The sequence below is a fragment of the Pseudarthrobacter leeuwenhoeki genome, from assembly GCF_055412885.1.
The window spans coordinates 1-16,029 of sequence record NZ_JBVAYY010000008.1 but is presented as its reverse complement, the minus strand read 5'-3'; the positions used below and the strand labels follow the sequence as shown (position 1 = coordinate 16,029).

The following is a 16,029-nucleotide window of genomic DNA, read 5'->3' as shown; positions in this document are numbered from 1 at the left end:
GGGCGCGCAGCGGCGCAGGCACCCTGCTGCTGATGCCCATCAGCGTCTTCAGAACTCTGGCCCTCGTCACAGCGTGGGGCTGGACGCGGCGGCCAAGACGCTGTGCGAGGTATCCGGGTAGCATGGGTCTCGCTGGCCGCGCCCTAAAGTCTGCCGCTCATCCGTTGCCCGAATGGAGTAAGCCATGGTTACCGATCCAGATCCCGAACTGGTTTTCGCCATCCCGGGCGACCTTTCAGCGCCCACCGGCGGATACGCCTACGACCGCAGCCTCCTGGCCACCCTGCCGGGCTCTGGCATCCGGGTGCAGCACCTTCAGCTGCCAGGCTCGTGGCCCTCTCCCACGGCAACTGACGTTGAACAAACCAGGCGACGGCTCGCATCGCTTCGGGACCGGATCACGGTCATGGTGGACGGACTCGCGTTCGGGGCGTTCCCGGACACGCTGCTCGAGACGTTGGACCATGGGACCGGCCATCCGCTCGTGGCCCTTGTCCACCATCCACTGGCACTGGAAGCCGGGCTCGCGGAGGACGAACGCCGAATGCTCGCGGGAACCGAGCGCCACGCCCTGGCACGCGCTGCGCATGTGATTGCGACCAGCGCACTGACGGCCCGGACTCTGACTCGCGACTACGGCGTCCCGGCCGGGAAGATCACGATCGCCTGTCCAGGGACACCTCCGGCCTGCCGCGCAGGAGGCTCCGACGGCACGCGCGGGGTGGAACTGCTCTGCGTGGGGTCGGTCTCGCCGCGCAAAGCCTATGGCGTCCTTGCCTTGGCACTTTCGCATCTGACTGATCTTGACTGGCACCTTACTATCGCAGGTGAGACTGACCGGGTGCCGGGCGAGCACGCCCGCGTGGCCAACGCCGTCGAGGCCCACGGCCTTGCCGGCAGGGTCACTTTTGCCGGTGTCCTGACGACAGATGAGCTTGAAGCCGCCTTCCACTCCAGCGACCTCTTCGTCATGCCCTCCCTCTATGAGGGCTACGGCATGGCATTGGCGGAGGCCATGTCCCACGGCCTGCCGATCATCTGCACCACCGGCGGGGCCGCTGCCGAGACGGTGCCGGACGGCGCGGCTATCAAGGTCCCGCCCGGCGACGCGCCCGCCCTCGGCAACGCCGTCCGTTTACTGTTGACCTCTCCGCAGCGCCTCGCCGCCCTCGGTGAGCGCTCCTGGGCCGCCGGACGGACTCTGCCGCCCTGGTCGGATACTGCCGGTCGGGTCGCTGACGTCGTACGGGCCATGGCCCGGTCGCTCCCGGAGCACGCGGCATGAGCGGCTTCAGCCCGGAGTGGCTGGACCTGCGCGAAACGGCCGACCACCGGGCGCGGGATTCGGCTCTGGAACAGCAGCTGGCTACCCACTTCGCAGGGCGCGCGCACGTCAGCGTGGTGGATCTGGGCTGCGGTTCCGGGTCCAATCTGCGGGGCACCGCGCAGTTCCTGCCGGACCACCAGTCCTGGCGGCTGGTGGACTACGACCCACAGCTGTTGACATGGGCCCGGGAACGCCTGGTCGATTGGGCTGACGACAGCCGGTCCGAGGGCGAACTCCTTCGGCTGCGCAAGGACCACAAGCGCATCGACGTCAGCTTCGCCGAGGCTGACCTCACACTCGAGCTCACGCAGGTGTTGACGCCGGCTCCGGATCTTGTCACGGCCGCCGCACTGTTCGATCTGGTTTCGGAGCCCTGGCTGGAGCTCTTCACGGCCGCCCTCAGCGCGGCCGGGCTGCCGCTCTACACCGTCCTGATCTACGACGGCCGGCAGGAATGGCAGCCGATCCACCCGCAGGACGGGCGTGTGCTCCGCGCGTTCAACAGCCATCAGCAGGGGGACAAGGGCTTCGGTTCGGCCACCGGTGCGCGGGCCTCGGCTGTGCTGGCCGGGCTGCTCGCGGCGCGCGGTTATGCCGTGCACACCGCCGCCTCACCCTGGCTGCTCGGACCGGAAGACTCCGGTCTCCAGCGTGAACTCGCCACCGGCATCGCCGCCGCCGCATTGGAGACCAGGGACGTTGCACCGGAGGAAGTCGCCGACTGGCTGGCCGCCCGCCGGGAGCCGGGCCGCGCCACGATCGGCCACTCCGACATTTTCGCCACGCCCTAGCTATACCGATCCCGGTATTTCGGTTCGCCGCACCGAGGCGTTCCCGGCCCGCAGCGCCACTCAGCTGATCCGAGCCGCCGCAAAGCAGCTCAGCGCCGCGCGCCTGTGGTCGTCTTGCCCGCGCCGGACAGCCCGCACAGCAGGTGGACAGTCGGCGGTTCCGGGCGTGTCACCGCTGGCCGCCACGGCCAAGGGCACCGGCAACAACAGCAGCGACTGCCAGGAAGGCGCCCGCTACCGGAACATCGTGGCGAGCTATCTGCACGGCTCCCTGCTGCCCAAGAACCCGGCGCCGGCGGACTTTCTCATCCGGACCGCCGTTGAACGCAAATACGGCAGCTTCTCCCCCGGCACCCGGACGACACCTACGCCGTCCTCGCCCGCGAGCACGCCGCCCGCGCTGAAGCGGGATAAATCTGCGAGTTGCAGAGGGAAGTGGCCGTATGCTCAGCTGCAGCCCGAACACAACGAGCCGGCTGACTCTCCCTATCTCACCATGCGGGCGTCGACGATCTTTGGGGCACCGGGTTCTGTCTGCTCCGTACCATCGAAGGTGAACCCGTTGCGAACCGAACGAGTCCGGATGCCGTGCGGCCAGATACTGGCCGATCATGCCGCCAAATGACTCAGCCACAACGACGTCAACGCGTCCGCGGAACTCCTCGGCTATGAGCCGCGCATAGTCCTCCGCCATGTCGGGGAGGCTGTGCTCCGGCGGCATGCCCCGGCGCCGGGTGACGACCCAGACGGCGTATCCGGCGTGGAGAAAGGCATCGAACTGGCGCCGGAACATCCGGCGCAGCATCCCCCGGGGAACCGTGCTCCCCGGGCCGCCCTGGATGAAGAGGAGTGTCTTGGGGCCGTTGCCCCAGCTCAGCTAGTCCATGCCGTTGGGGAAGGTCCCGTTCCGGTGTTCCCGGTCCGCCGTCGGTACTCTGCCCACGAAGGCCTCCTGTCCGGGTGTGACTGGGCTCATTTTGGCCCCCCGCGTCTCCATCGAGGTATTCGCCGGTCGGTGTCAGGGCAAGATCCGCAGGCCCTCCGACGGTTCGGGCACCTCGCAAATCGCGGCCGGGTGCCTGACGTCCGGCGCCTCGATTCGGTGGGAGCCCGCCTCGCACCGTCCGCCGTCGTCGGTCTTCCAAGCGCTACGGTTCCTTGGTGATGAGAAGTTCGTGGGCGCCCGCGTCCGCTGCCCCCATCGACTCGACCGCGGTCTGGGTGCGCTGGCGGGTGGCCGTGTCTGCCGCCGCACCGGCGCAGGAACCCTGCGGGGTGTCGGCGGCAACCGAGCACCAGCGGTAGGGGCCGCGGACCATCACCGACGGCGCCCAGGCCAGATCGGAGGCGGTCCACGCGCCGGCGGCGTCCTGGCTGAACTGGACCCGGACCAGCAGGCCCTCGTTGTTCACCACATAGTTCGGCGAGAGTTCGGTGATCCCGTTGCCGAGGCCGTAGGCGATCCAGGTGCCCTTGTACTGCTCGATCGGCAGGACGGAGTGCGAGTGGTGGCCGTAGATCATGGTGAACTGGCCGCTGTCCGCGAGGGCATGGGCGACGCTCATCTGCTCGGCGTTGGGCTCGCTCGAATACTCCTCGCCGGCGTGCATCGCACCGAGCACAATGTCCGCGCCCAGGTCCCGGGCTTTCTTCGCCTTGGCAATCATCACCTCGGGGTCGAGCATGTCCACCTGCCAGGCCGCTTCCGGGAGCAGCCCGTTCAGCCCGTACGTCGCGCTGATCACGGCGATCTTCGCTGCGGCGGTCTGCAGGATCAGGACGCCCTCGGCGTCGGCTTCGCTCCGGTAGGCGCCCGTGTGCTGCAGTCCGGCAGCGTCGAGGGCATCCAGCGTGCGGACCAGCCCGGCCGTGCCCCGGTCGATGGTGTGGTTGCTCGCGGTGGTGCAGGCCTGGTAGCCGACCTGCCGGGCGGCCGTCAGGATCTGCGGCGGAACGTTGAATGAGGGGTACGCGGAGAAGGGCCCGGCCGGGCCGGCGACGGGCGTCTCCTGGTGGCAGACCGCGAGGTCACTCTTCTCGATGTACTTGCGCTGGCCCTCCAGCAGCGGCCCGAAGTCCAGTCCCTTGGCGCCGGCGGCCAGGGCGTCCGCGCGGGCCTGCTCCCAGAGCTGGGCGTGGACCAGCATGTCCCCGGTGACCACTACCGAGGTGCAGCGGACGGCCGCGCAGGCCGGCCCCTTCCCCGGCGTCGGGGTGGGGGTGCTCGACGGCGACGCTGCCGGAGTCGGTGCCGGGCTCTGTGCCGCTGCCGGACCGGCTGTGCCCCCGGCTGCCGCCTGGGAGCCCGAGGCAGTGGTCTCGGATGGGGCGCCGATGCTGCAGGAAGACACAGAGGCTACCAGGGAGAACGCTGCGGCGGCTGCGAACAGCCGGCCGCGGGGGGTGATGGTACGCATGGCGCCCATCCTACGGCGGCAGCGGTCCCAACACGCGAAGCAGACCGTTGAGAGTCACCCCATTACATGAAAGAGTTATTTCATGACCAATCCCCTGTTGAGCCCCAGCCCCCTGCCGTTCGGTCTGCCGCCGTTCGCGGACATCACCGACGAGCACTACGCCGAAGCCGTGGAGGCCGGCCTGGCCGGGCACCTCGCCGAAATCCAGGCCATCGTGGACACCCCGGAGCCTGCCTCGTTTGAAAACACCGCACTGGCGATGGAGCGGTCCGGGCAGCTCCTGCAGCGTGCGGCGGCCTCCTTCTTCACCCTCGTCTCGGCCGATGCCACGGACCTCATCCGCGATCTCGAGACCGTCCTGTCCCCGCGGTTCTCGGCCCACCAGGACGCCGTCTACCTCAACCGTGGACTTTTCGAGCGGTTCGCCGCGGTCAACACGGACCAGCTCGACGCCGAGTCCGCCCGGCTCGTGGACGAGTACCTCAAGGAGTTCCGCCAGTCCGGCATCCAGCTCGACGGCGCCGGCCAGGAACGGCTCAAGGCCGTCAACGCCGAGCTCTCCCGGCTCGGAACCGAGTTCGGCCAGCGGGTGAAGGAAGGAATGAAGTCCGCCTCGCTGCTGCTCAACGACGCCGCCGAACTTGCCGGGCTGCCTGCTGACGATGTTGCCAGCGCCGCCGAAGCCGCCCGCACCGCCGGGCATGAGGGCAAGTTCCTGCTGACCCTCATCCAGCCCAGCAACCAGCCCGCCCTCGCCGCCCTCGAAAACCGGGAGGTCCGCCGCCGCCTGTACGAGGCCTCCATCGGCCGCGGCAGCGACGGCAGTGCCCTCGACGTCCTGGATCTGGCCAGGGACATGGCCAGGCTCCGCGCCGAGAAGGCGGCGCTGCTGGGTTTCGCCAACTACGCCGAGCTGGTCGTGGACCAGCAGACCGCCCCGGACTTCGCAGCCGTGCAGACCATGATGAACCGGCTGGCGCCGGCCGCCGTCCGGAATGCCGACGCCGAGGCCGAGGCGCTGGCCGGGGTCGCCGGCCACCCCCTTGAGGCCTGGGACTGGGCCTATTACTCCGCGAAGGTCAAGCGCGAACGCTACGCCGTGGACGAGCAGGCCCTGCGCCCCTACTTCGAGCTGGACCGCGTCCTCAACGACGGCGTGTTCTTCGCCGCCAACGCGCTCTACGGCATCACGTTCCACGAACGCGCCGACCTCGCCGGTTACCACCCGGACGTGTGCGTCTGGGAGGTCCGCAACGCTGACGGGACCGAGCTGGGCCTGTTCCTGGGCGACTACTACACACGCGAATCCAAGCGCGGCGGTGCCTGGATGAACTCCCTCGTGGAACAGTCCGGGCTGCTCAACACCCGGCCCGTGGTGATCAACAACCTCAACATCTCCAGGCCGCCGGCCGGCGAACCCACGCTCCTGACCCTGGACGAGCTCCGCACCACGTTCCACGAGTTCGGCCATGCCCTGCACGGCCTGTTCTCCGCTGTCACGTATCCGCGCTTCTCCGGCACCTCCGTGCCGCGGGACTTCGTGGAATACCCCTCGCAGGTGAACGAAATGTGGATCATGTGGCCGGAGGTCCTGGCCAACTACGCCCGCCACTACGCCACCGGAGTGGCGCTGCCGCAGGACGCTGTGGACAAGCTCGACGCCGCGCAGCTCTGGGGCGAGGGCTTCGGCACCACCGAATACCTGGGCGCGGCCCTGCTGGACCTCGCCTGGCATGTGCTGGACGGATCCGAGGTCCCCGAGGACGTCCTGGAGTTCGAGGCCAAGGCGCTGGCCGCGGCCGGCGTCGCACACCACCTGATCCCGCCGCGCTACCGCACGGGCTACTTCCAGCACATCTTCGCCGGCGCCGGCTATGCCGCGGGCTACTACTCCTACATCTGGAGCGAGGTGCTGGACGCCGAAACGGTGGAATGGTTCAAGGACAACGGTGGCCTCACCCGGGCCAACGGGGACTTCTTCCGCGCCGAACTGCTTTCCCGGGGCAACAGCCGCGACCCGCTGGATTCCTTCCGCGCCTTCCGCGGCCGCGACGCCGGCCTCGAACCGCTCCTCAAGCGCCGCGGCCTCGACTAACCCGCACCCGCACAAAGGAACGACGGCGGCCGGCCACCTGGGAAGGTGACCGGCCGCCGTCGTACTTTAGAGCCTGGCGAGAACCGCGCTTAACTCTCGTGGCTTGGCGCCGGGTTCGTGGAGAAGCAGGCGAACGCTACCAGCCGCGCTCGGCGAGGCGGTGCGGCTGCGGGATCTCTTCCACGTTGATGCCGACCATGGCCTCGCCCAGGCCGCGGGAGGCCTTGGCGATCTCGTCCGGGTCGTCGAAGAAGGTGGTGGCCTTCACGACGGCGGCGGCACGCTGGGCCGGGTTGCCGGACTTGAAGATGCCGGAGCCGACGAACACACCGTCGGCGCCGAGCTGCATCATCATCGCGGCGTCCGCCGGGGTGGCGATGCCACCGGCGGTGAACAGGACCACGGGGAGCTTGCCGGTGGCGGCCACTTCCTTGACCAGTTCGTACGGGGCCTGCAGTTCCTTGGCGGCAACATAGAGCTCGTCCTCCGCCATGCCGGCGAGCTTCTTGATCTCGGAGCGGATCTGGCGCATGTGGGTGGTGGCGTTGGAAACGTCGCCGGTGCCTGCCTCACCCTTGGAGCGGATCATCGCCGCGCCCTCGTTGATGCGGCGCAGGGCCTCACCGAGGTTCGTGGCGCCGCAGACGAAGGGAATCGTGAAGTTCCACTTGTCGATGTGGTTGGCGTAGTCGGCCGGGGTCAGGACCTCGGACTCGTCGATGTAATCCACGCCGAGGGTCTGAATGACCTGGGCCTCGACGAAGTGGCCGATCCGGACCTTCGCCATGACCGGAATGGACACGGCCGCGATGATCGCTTCGATCATGTCGGGATCGGACATGCGGGACACGCCGCCCTGGGCGCGGATGTCGGCGGGAACACGTTCCAGCGCCATGACTGCCACGGCTCCGGCGTCCTCGGCGATGCGGGCCTGCTCGACGTTAACGACGTCCATGATGACGCCGCCCTTGAGCATCTCCGCCATGCCGCGTTTGACGCGGTTGCTGCCCGTAACGCTCTTCGCGGACGCGCCGGCTTCGTTGCTTACATCAGGTGTAGACACAAAAACCCCTATGGGTAGATAGATGACCTCGCCGGAACGCGGACGGCACACAAATGCCGCTTCGCACACCCCGGATTACCGGATTTATTGGCCGGTAATGCTAATACTAGTCCCCCCGCCGCGCCCGGCTGAATTCCGGTTACCCCCCGCGGCCGCACCGGAGCTGGGCGCTCAGGCGGCCTGTCCGGTCGCGGTGCCCTCGGCCTCTTCAAGCGACTGCCGGCGCACGGTGATGATCCGCTGAATGATCGTTACGAGGCTTGCGGCGGCGAGGAGGCACAACGTTCCGAACAGAACCATGGTGGGCAGGCCCAGGCCCGTGAAGCCGGTGACCACCAGGACGGACACCAGCCGCTCGGCGCGCTCGGCAATGCCCACATTGGCCTCGAAGCCCAGCGCCTCGGCCTTCGCCCGGGCGTAGGAGACCACCATGCCCAGGACCAGGCAGAGGACGGCGGCAATAGCGATGGGGGTGTCTGCGCCTCCGGTGAAGAACCAGACCGCGACGCCGGCGAACAGTGCACCGTCTGCGATCCGGTCCAGGGTGGAATCCAGGAAGTTGCCCCAGCGCCCTCCGCCCTTTTGCATCCGCGCCATGATGCCGTCGATGACGTCCGAGAAGATGAACGCGGTGATAAAGAGCGTGCCCCACCAGAGCTGGCCCAGCGGGTAGAACACCAGGGCGCCGATCACCACGCCGAGCGTTCCGACGATGGTTACGGCGTCCGGGGAGACACCGATCCTCAGCAGCCAGCGGGCAAGGGGGGTGAACAGCGCGGTGAAGAAACCGCGCGCGTGCCTATTCAGCATCCGTCGCCCCGGCAGTCGCCTGCCCCGCGTCGTTGGCCTGGGGCCAGGCATCCGCCACCTGCTGGCGGACCTCGCCCAGGGTCTGGGTGATGGCCTTGGTCTGGGCGATGATCGGGAAGAAGTTCCCGTCCCCGCCCCAGCGCGGCACCACGTGCTGGTGCAGGTGCCCGGCGATCCCGGCGCCGCCGGTCACGCCCTGGTTCATCCCAAGGTTGAATCCGGTGGGGTTGGCGACCTTGCGCAGCACGCGCATGGCCGTCTGGGTCAGCTCGGCGAATTCGGCTGTTTCCTCCACGGTCAGGTCCGTGTAATCAGGAATGTGCCGGTAGGGGCAGACCAGCAGGTGGCCCGGGTTGTACGGGAAGAGGTTCAGCACGACGTAGCTGGTCCGCCCCCGGCAGACAATCAGGGAATCGTGATCCCCGCGTTCCGGCGCCACGCAGAACGGGCAGTCATCCACGTTCTTGAACTGGTGCTGCCCGCCCTTGATGTACGCCATCCGGTGCGGAGTCCACAGGCGCTGGAAAGCGTCCGGCACCCCGGCCAGGCCAAAGTCGTCGGTCACGCCGTCGTCCCCCGGATACTCCGGAGCGGCCCCTGTGGTTTCCTGCATGCCTGGTTCGTCCCTGTCCGCTAGCTGGTCCGGTTGCGGACGGCGTCGACGATCCGCTGCACGGCCTCGGCCACCGGCACGCCGTTGTCCTGGCTGCCGTCACGGAAGCGGAAGGACACAGCGCCGGCTTCGGCGTCGTCTCCGCCGGCAATCAGCACGAACGGGATCTTGTCCTTGCTGGCGGTGCGGATTTTCTTCGGGAAACGGTCCGAGGAAATGTCCACCTCGGCGCGGATGCCCGCGGCCTTGAGCTGGTCAACGACGTCGAACATGTAGTCGTTGAAGGCCTCGGCCACCGGGATGCCGACCACCTGGACGGGAGCCAGCCAGGCCGGGAAGGCACCGGCGTAGTGCTCTGTGAGCACGCCCATGAACCGTTCCACGGAACCGAACAGGGCACGGTGGATCATCACCGGGCGCTGGCGGGTGCCGTCTGCGGCCTGGAACTCAAGCTCGAAGCGCTCGGGAAGGTTGAAGTCCAGCTGGATCGTGGACATCTGCCAGGTGCGGCCGAGGGCGTCTTTGGTCTGGACGGAGATCTTGGGGCCGTAAAACGCGGCGCCGCCCGGATCGGGGACGAGCTCCAGGCCGGAGGCTTCGGCCACCTCGGCGAGGGTACGGGTCGCTTCGTCCCAGGTGGCGTCATCGCCCACGAACTTGTCTTCGTTCTTGGTGGAGAGTTCCAGGTAGAAGTCGTCCAGGCCGTAGTCCTTGAGCAGTCCCAGCACGAAGTTCAGCGTGGTGGTGAGCTCGTCCTTCATCTGCTCCCGGGTGCAGTAGATGTGGGCGTCGTCCTGGGTCATGCCGCGCACCCGGGTGAGGCCGTGCACGACGCCGGACTTTTCGTAGCGGTAGACGGATCCGAACTCGAACAGCCGCAGCGGCAGTTCGCGGTAGGACCGTCCACGGGAGCGGAAGATCAGGTTGTGCATGGGGCAGTTCATCGGCTTCAGGTAGTAGTCCTGGCCGGGCTTGCGCACGGTGCCGTCCTCATTCAGTTCCGCGTCGATGTGCATCGGGGGGAACATGCCGTCCCGGTACCAGTCCAGGTGGCCTGAAACCTCGTAGAGGTGGCCCTTGGTGATGTGCGGGGTGTAGACGAAATCGTAGCCGGCGTCCACATGGCGCTGGCGGGAGTAGTCCTCCATCGCCTTGCGGATAATGCCGCCCTTCGGGTGGAACACCGGCAGCCCGGAGCCCAGCTCGTCGGGGAAGGAGAACAGGTCCAGCTCGGCGCCAAGCTTGCGGTGGTCGCGGCGCTCGGCCTCGGCGATGCGCTCCTGGTAGGCCTTGAGTGCGTCCTTGGTGGGCCAGGCGGTGCCGTAGATGCGCTGCAGCTGCTGGTTGTCCTGGTTGCCGAGCCAGTAGGCCGCGGAGGACCGGGTCAGTGCGAAGGCGTTGGAGATCAGCTTGGTGTTGGGCAGGTGCGGGCCGCGGCAGAGGTCGCACCAGATGCTGTCCCCGCTCTTGCGGTCCACGTTGTCGTAGATGGTGATGTCGCCGGCGCCGACCTCGACGTTGACACCCTCACCCGCTTCGGCGGCGTGGTTCTTCTTGCCCAGCAGTTCGAGCTTGTACGGCTCGTCCTTCATCGCCTCGCGGGCCTCATCCTCGGTGACCACGCGGCGGACAAACTTCTGGTTCTGGTTGATGATCTTCTGCATCATCTTTTCCAGGGTCTTCAGGTCTTCCGGCGTGAACGGCTCCTCGACGTCGAAGTCGAAGTAGAAACCGTCGGTGATGTACGGGCCGATGCCCAGCTTGGCGTCGGGACGCAGCTGCTGCACGGCCTGGGCCATGACGTGGGCAGCGGAGTGGCGCAGGACGTTGAGGCCGTCCGGGGAGTCGATGGTGACGCCCTCAATCGTGGCATCCTCGGGCAGCGGCTGGTCAAGGTCCAACAAAGCGCCGTTGACGCGGGCCACAACGACATCGCGGCGCTCAAAAAAGAGTTCCGCGCCGGTGGTCCCGGTAGTCACCTTGGTCTCTTCGCCATCGACGAGAAGGGTGATCTGCTGGGCATCTGACACGGGTGTCTCCTATTCAACGTTTAGGCTTCTTAGCTTGTGGCATACGGAGACCACAGCCAGCCTCGTCCATGCTATCGGTTTCTGAAGAGGCCAACCAACGCCCCACTCAGCCTCCCATCCCCGTAATGGCGAGGTTCCGGCTGATCCCGTCCAGCGGACCGGGCGGCTCAGGTTCGCGGTGCTCCGGGATCCCGGAAGCCTGGACCGGGAACGGCAGGGTCTCGGTGCGGCTCAGGTCCCAGGCCATGCTGGCGCTGATGCTGATCCCCCTCGGCCCGGTCCGCCGGGTGGTTCCCCGGATCAGCAGCAGCCGGGTGCCGAACAGCAGCGGGCCGGCCAGCTCCTGGGCCTCGTGGAAGAAGACCGAGTCCACGCAGCCCGTGCCGTCGTCGATGCTGATGAACACCACGCGTCGCCCTCCCCGCATGGGAGGTGTCTGGGTGGCGACGCGGACCCCGGCGACCAGCACCTCGGTGCCGTTGCGCAGCCCCAGCAGCCGGTCTGCGGTGGTGACGCCCAGCCGGTCCAGCAGCGGCCGGTGGCTGGCCATCAGGTGGTCGCTGACATCCACCGCCATCAGGTCCAGCTCGGCCCGGACAGTATCCACCAGGGTGGGCGCGGGCAGGCCGGCCTTGAGGTTTTTCAGCTCGATGTCTCCCAGCGGCAACGACAGCTGCCCCTCGATCACGTCGATTCCTTTCCGCTGCGGCCGGCTCTGCAGGGTCTGCAGATGCTGCACCAGGTCCGCGCGGTTGGCCGTCCCGCCGGAGGCCCGGTGCAGGGTGTCGAAGGCTCCCAGCTGCGCCAGCCGCTGGATGCTGGGCCTGCTCAGCCGGGACCTGGCCCGCAGGTCCGCGAGCGAGTCATAGGGCTGTCCCGCCACGATTCTTTTAAGCTCGGTTCCGGAGAGACCGTAGATGCCGTTCAGGCTCAGCCGGATGCCCAGCTTGCCGCGGTCCGGGCCGGTGGCCACGCGTTCCACCCGGTACTCGGCCAGGCTGCGGTTGATGTCCAGGGGCAGGATGGGGATCCCCAGCCGCCGCGCCTCGGCCACCAGGAGCCGTTTGGGATACATGCCCGGGTCGTGTTCCCACAGCCCGGCGAGGAAGGCCTCCGGGTGGTGGGTCTTGAGCCAGGCCGACTGGTAGGTGGGCACGGCAAAAGCGGCACCGTGGGCTTTGCAGAACCCGAAGCTGCCGAAGGCCTTGAGCGTCCCCCAGACCTTGTCCACCACTTCGGGGCTGTACCCCCGCGACCGGGCCTCCTTCCGGAGGAACTCCTCCACCTTGCCTTCCAGGACCTCGTTGCCGAGAGCGCGGCGGAATTCGTCGGCCCGCGCCAGCCCGCAGCCGGTCAGAACATCAAAGGTCTTCAGGATCTGCTCATGGAACACCGTGACGCCGTGCGTCTCCTTGAGGACGGGTTTGAGGTCCGGGTGCGGGTAGACCTCGGGTGCGAAGCCGTGGCGGTGCTCCAGGAAGGGCCGGACCATGTCCGATTTCATCGGACCCGGCCGGAACAGGGAGATGTCGATGATGAGGTCATTGAACTCCCGGGGGGCAAGTTTTCCGATGAGCTCCCGCTGCCCGGGCGATTCGATCTGGAAGCAGCCCAGAGTATGGGTGCTGCGGATCAGCTCATAGGTGGGTTCGTCGTCGAGCGGCACGGAGTTGAGGTCGATCGTGCCGTCCGCGGCAATGTAGTCCGGGCCGGTCCCGTCCGGCCCCGCCGGGTGGGCGCCGGCTGCCACCACCTCGGCTTTGGAGGGATGCAGGCGGATCACCTCGCGGACGGCGAAGGCCATGGCGCTTTGCATCCGGACGCCGAGGACATCGAGCTTGAGCATACCCATCGGGTCCATGTCGTGCTTGTCGAACTGGCTCATCGGCAGGCCCAGCCCGCTGGGCTGCACGGGCGTCCGGTCCAGCAAGGTGGCGTCCCCCAGGATCACCCCGCAGGGGTGCATGGAGATATGGCGCGGCAGCCGGTCCAGCCGTTCGGTGAGGTCCACCAGCAGGTCCAGTTGCTGGTTCCCATTGAAATCGCGCTGCCCCACCCTGCCGGCGAATTCCTTCAGCTCAGGCTTTTCCACCAGGGCATCGCGGAAGTTCCGGGCCGAGAAACGCCACAGCTGCTTGGCGATGTCCCCGATCTCACCCTCCTCCATGCCCAGGGCCAGGCCGGCGTCGCGCACGGCACCGCGAGCGCGGTAGCCGTTTTGCATGCTCATCAGCGTGACGCGCTCGGAGCCGAAGCGCGCAAAAATCTTCCGGTACACGTTGTGCCGTTCGGCGCTTTCGACGTCGATGTCGATGTCCGGCAGGGTGGCGCGGTCCCGGGAGAGGAAGCGTTCGAAGATGAGGTCATGCTGCAGCGGGTTCACCTGGCTGACGTCGATCAGGTAGTTGACCAGGCTGGATGCCCCCGAACCGCGGGCCGCCGCCCGGACTCCCATGTCCAGGATCATCCGGGACACCTCGGCCACGGTCAGGAAGTAGGCGGCGAAGCCCAGGCTGTCGATGATCCGCAGCTCGTGCTCCAGCCGCGAGCGCAGTTCCTCGGCGGGTTTGCCGGCGATCCCAGGGAACCGCCTGCTGATGCCTGCCTCGCAGCGCAAGGTGAGCTCAACGAGGGCGTCCCCGGCGATTCCGATGACCGAGGCTTCCGGCACCACGGGCTGTTTCCATCCCATGTCCGTCACCGGATCGATCCGGCAACGGTCCGCGAGCGCCCCGGTCTGCGCCATCAGGTGTTTGAGGTCCGCGGCGCCGTACCCGGCGGCGTGCATAATCTCCTTGCCCAGCTGGAGCATCTGCGCCGCGGATTTGAGCCAGCCCTGCCCGTTGGGCTGGAGCAGCGGGGCGGCGGAGAGTTCGGGCAGGGATTTCAGGGTGCGGGCGGAATCCAGCACGTCTGCGGTGGCCGCTCCGTCCTCGGCGACATACCGCACGGCGTTGCTCAGCACGGCCGGAACCCCGTGTTCGGCGGCGAGCTTGATCATCCGCACCGCGTGGGCGGTGCTGAGCGGTTCCCCGGGCGGGCTGAGCTGGCTGACCACCTCGGCGGCGATGGTCCCGGGCGGCATGGCATCGAGCCAGCCTTTGAACAGGGTGCGGGGGCGCAGGTAGCGCCTGCCGCCCATGGCACGTCCGACGTCGGAGTCCGGGCCGATCAGCACGGTCAGCACCGGCTTGAGGGTTTCCGGGTGCAGGGTGCGGGACGCAAGCTCGGCGCGGGTCACGGCGACGGGCACCGCTCCCCCGGCCTTGCCCGTGGTGCGGGCATGGGCATCGGAGATCAGCCGGCACAGCGCGCGGTAGCCGGCGCCGTTGTTGTGCCCGTGGGCCAGCACGACGACGCGTCCCCCCACTTGGGTGCGGAGGTCGCCGTCGTCGTCAAAGACCGCAAGGTCCACGCCGACGACCGGGTCCAGTCCCGCGGCCATGCAGGCCCGCAGGTGCTTGACCGTCCCGTACAGGCCGTCGCGGTCCGTGCAGGCGAGCGCCGTCGCCCCGTCCGCGGCCGCCGCGGTGGCCAGCTCCTCCGGCCAGGAGACGCCGTAGTGGGCGCTGAAGGCGGTGGAGACATGAAGATGGGTGAAGCTCATGCCGATTCGGGCTTCCGGATTGGAAGCAGGGCGTCGTGGATGCGCAGCAGGCGCCAGCGTCCGCTGCCCACATGCCGGGTCAGGTCAAGGGTGAGGCTTTCCTGGCCGGGGGAATCTGCCCGGCGCACCTGGACCCGCCAGATCTCATGGTCCACCAGGCCGGGGCCGCTGCCCAGGGGTGCGCGCTGTTCTTCCGCCCACCATTGGCGCCGCTCGTACCAGCGGACCGGTTCCGCGCACACGGTGTAGTGGTGGCCTGCCCAGTCGAGGTCCAGGGGCTCACCGGAGGATGTGCAGACGACGTCCACCGACTCGCTGAACATGCCCATCGCGCCTCCCGGACCACACCATCTGTGAAACCATCTGGCCAGAACAGCCAGTGTCTATTCGAACATATATTCGAACACTGTCAGTCTACGGCGGTGCCGGGGCAAAACCTAGACAGGGGTGGACGGACGCAGGCACAGGTAGCAGGATTGAGCCATGAGCTCCCATAACGCACTTCTGAAGCACGTCAGCATCGCCGCCGAGGACACGTCCCTGGTGGCGAAGTTCGATATAGACGGAAACATCCCCGGCCAGGGCGCCTACGTGGTGGGGCTTGTGGCAGCAACCCCGGATCATTCCCACCAGCGACGAATGGGGATCGAGTTCATGAACGGGGAGGCCGTGTCCTTCTACTGCTTCAGCCACGACGGCACGGAGGAGAACTTTGACCTCAAGGGTGTGGAGCATTCGGGCAACACCATTACCGGGCACTTTCCGCTCAGCACGATCATGGGCCTGGCCAAGGGCCATCTCATGACGGCCTTCAGCGACTGTGACAGCCGCGAGTACCAGGCGAATGTCCCGGTGGAGGAAGCCCACTAGGGCATGTCTCCTAATTCCTTGAGCCAGATGGTGATGGCGCGGAGGACGACTCCGCCGCGGTAGGTCAGGGCGAGCTTGTCGTAGCGGGTGGCGAGGCCGCGCCATTGCTTGAAAACGTTGAAGGACCGTTCGACGACGTTTCGTCGCTTGTAGGCTTCCTTGTCCAGCCCCACTGGTCTGCCGCCCTTGCTGCCGCGGCGTTTGCGGTTCGCTTCCTGATCGGAGCGTTCCGGGATCACCGCCTGGATGCCGCGCCGGCGCAGAAGCTCCCGGTTGGCCTTCGAGGAGTACGCCTTATCCGCCAGGGCCCGGTCCGGGCGGGAACGGGCCCTGCCCGGACCCAGCCGGGGAACGCTGAGGGAGTCCAGCAGGTGCGGGAACATCGGGGAGTCCCCGCCCTGCCCGG

Annotated in this window: 12 protein-coding genes and 1 pseudogene; 5 read left to right on the top strand and 8 right to left on the bottom strand. The window is 67.7% G+C overall.

The window, feature by feature from the left end; translation table 11 throughout:
• Positions 1–184 precede the first annotated feature (184 nt).
• The 3 genes and pseudogenes from ACZYX4_RS08490 to ACZYX4_RS08480 form a co-directional block, all read left to right on the top strand.
• A complete protein-coding gene (locus ACZYX4_RS08490; RefSeq protein ID WP_463875093.1) occupies positions 185–1,285 on the top strand; it encodes a glycosyltransferase family 4 protein in 1,101 nt (366 codons plus the stop codon).
• Positions 1,282–2,118 (top strand): class I SAM-dependent methyltransferase, encoded by an 837-nt coding sequence (locus tag ACZYX4_RS08485; protein WP_463875091.1) that lies wholly within the window; start codon positions 1,282–1,284, stop codon positions 2,116–2,118. The genes ACZYX4_RS08490 and ACZYX4_RS08485 overlap by 4 nt, the downstream gene beginning before the upstream one ends.
• A 163-nt stretch (positions 2,119–2,281) precedes the next feature.
• A pseudogene (locus tag ACZYX4_RS08480) lies at positions 2,282–2,532 on the top strand (glutamine amidotransferase); the annotation flags it as partial.
• 734 nt (positions 2,533–3,266) lie between these two features.
• Here ACZYX4_RS08480 and ACZYX4_RS08475 read toward each other — a convergent pair.
• A complete protein-coding gene (locus tag ACZYX4_RS08475) occupies positions 3,267–4,535 on the bottom strand; it encodes a CapA family protein (RefSeq protein WP_463875090.1) in 1,269 nt (422 codons plus the stop codon).
• A gap of 82 nt (positions 4,536–4,617) precedes the next feature.
• Between ACZYX4_RS08475 and ACZYX4_RS08470 the strand changes: the two genes are divergently transcribed.
• Positions 4,618–6,630, top strand: a complete 2,013-nt coding sequence (locus ACZYX4_RS08470; protein WP_463875088.1) for a M3 family metallopeptidase — start codon at positions 4,618–4,620, stop codon at positions 6,628–6,630.
• 136 nt (positions 6,631–6,766) lie between these two features.
• Here the strand turns inward: ACZYX4_RS08470 and pdxS are convergent, their stop codons facing one another.
• The 6 genes from pdxS to ACZYX4_RS08440 all read right to left on the bottom strand — a co-directional run bounded on the left by pdxS (position 6,767) and on the right by ACZYX4_RS08440 (position 15,082).
• Positions 6,767–7,693 carry a pyridoxal 5'-phosphate synthase lyase subunit PdxS gene (gene pdxS / locus ACZYX4_RS08465; RefSeq protein ID WP_463875086.1) on the bottom strand — a complete coding sequence of 309 codons (927 nt, stop codon included), beginning with the start codon at positions 7,691–7,693 and terminating at the stop codon, positions 6,767–6,769.
• Between the two features lie 171 nt (positions 7,694–7,864).
• Complete coding sequence (gene pgsA, locus ACZYX4_RS08460) at positions 7,865–8,503, bottom strand: phosphatidylinositol phosphate synthase (RefSeq protein ID WP_463875085.1); 639 nt, start codon at positions 8,501–8,503, stop codon at positions 7,865–7,867.
• Positions 8,493–9,116, bottom strand: a complete 624-nt coding sequence (locus ACZYX4_RS08455; RefSeq protein WP_463875084.1) for an HIT family protein — start codon at positions 9,114–9,116, stop codon at positions 8,493–8,495. The genes pgsA and ACZYX4_RS08455 overlap by 11 nt, the downstream gene beginning before the upstream one ends.
• 20 nt (positions 9,117–9,136) lie before the next feature.
• A complete protein-coding gene (gene thrS, locus ACZYX4_RS08450; protein WP_463875083.1) occupies positions 9,137–11,146 on the bottom strand; it encodes a threonine--tRNA ligase in 2,010 nt (669 codons plus the stop codon).
• A gap of 106 nt (positions 11,147–11,252) precedes the next feature.
• Complete coding sequence (locus ACZYX4_RS08445; protein ID WP_463875082.1) at positions 11,253–14,753, bottom strand: DNA polymerase III subunit alpha; 3,501 nt, start codon at positions 14,751–14,753, stop codon at positions 11,253–11,255.
• Complete coding sequence (locus ACZYX4_RS08440) at positions 14,750–15,082, bottom strand: DUF6504 family protein (protein WP_463875081.1); 333 nt, start codon at positions 15,080–15,082, stop codon at positions 14,750–14,752. Before ACZYX4_RS08440 ends, ACZYX4_RS08445 begins: the two co-directional genes overlap by 4 nt.
• 154 nt (positions 15,083–15,236) lie before the next feature.
• On the opposite strand from ACZYX4_RS08440, the gene ACZYX4_RS08435 reads away from it, so the two are divergent.
• Entirely contained in the window at positions 15,237–15,623 is a 387-nt protein-coding gene (locus ACZYX4_RS08435) for a hypothetical protein (protein WP_463875080.1), read from the top strand.
• Here ACZYX4_RS08435 and ACZYX4_RS08430 read toward each other — a convergent pair.
• Positions 15,620–16,029: transposase (locus ACZYX4_RS08430; protein WP_463875079.1), on the bottom strand; the 410-nt coding region annotated here is incomplete at its 5' end. The genes ACZYX4_RS08435 and ACZYX4_RS08430 overlap by 4 nt on opposite strands.

What these genes read in the sequence shown, in the direction of transcription:
- ACZYX4_RS08485 (WP_463875091.1), top strand. Translation starts at nt 1,282, where the DNA reads ATGAGCGGCTTCAGCCCGGAGTGGCTGGACCTGCGCGAAACGGCCGAC.
- pgsA (WP_463875085.1), bottom strand. Translation starts at nt 8,503, where the DNA reads ATGCTGAATAGGCACGCGCGCGGTTTCTTCACCGCGCTGTTCACCCCC.
- ACZYX4_RS08440 (WP_463875081.1), bottom strand. Translation starts at nt 15,082, where the DNA reads ATGGGCATGTTCAGCGAGTCGGTGGACGTCGTCTGCACATCCTCCGGT.
- ACZYX4_RS08435 (WP_463875080.1), top strand. Translation starts at nt 15,237, where the DNA reads ATGAGCTCCCATAACGCACTTCTGAAGCACGTCAGCATCGCCGCCGAG.
- ACZYX4_RS08470 (WP_463875088.1), top strand. Translation starts at nt 4,618, where the DNA reads ATGACCAATCCCCTGTTGAGCCCCAGCCCCCTGCCGTTCGGTCTGCCG.
- ACZYX4_RS08445 (WP_463875082.1), bottom strand. Translation starts at nt 14,753, where the DNA reads ATGAGCTTCACCCATCTTCATGTCTCCACCGCCTTCAGCGCCCACTAC.
- ACZYX4_RS08490 (WP_463875093.1), top strand. Translation starts at nt 185, where the DNA reads ATGGTTACCGATCCAGATCCCGAACTGGTTTTCGCCATCCCGGGCGAC.
- ACZYX4_RS08455 (WP_463875084.1), bottom strand. Translation starts at nt 9,116, where the DNA reads ATGCAGGAAACCACAGGGGCCGCTCCGGAGTATCCGGGGGACGACGGC.
- ACZYX4_RS08475 (WP_463875090.1), bottom strand. Translation starts at nt 4,535, where the DNA reads ATGCGTACCATCACCCCCCGCGGCCGGCTGTTCGCAGCCGCCGCAGCG.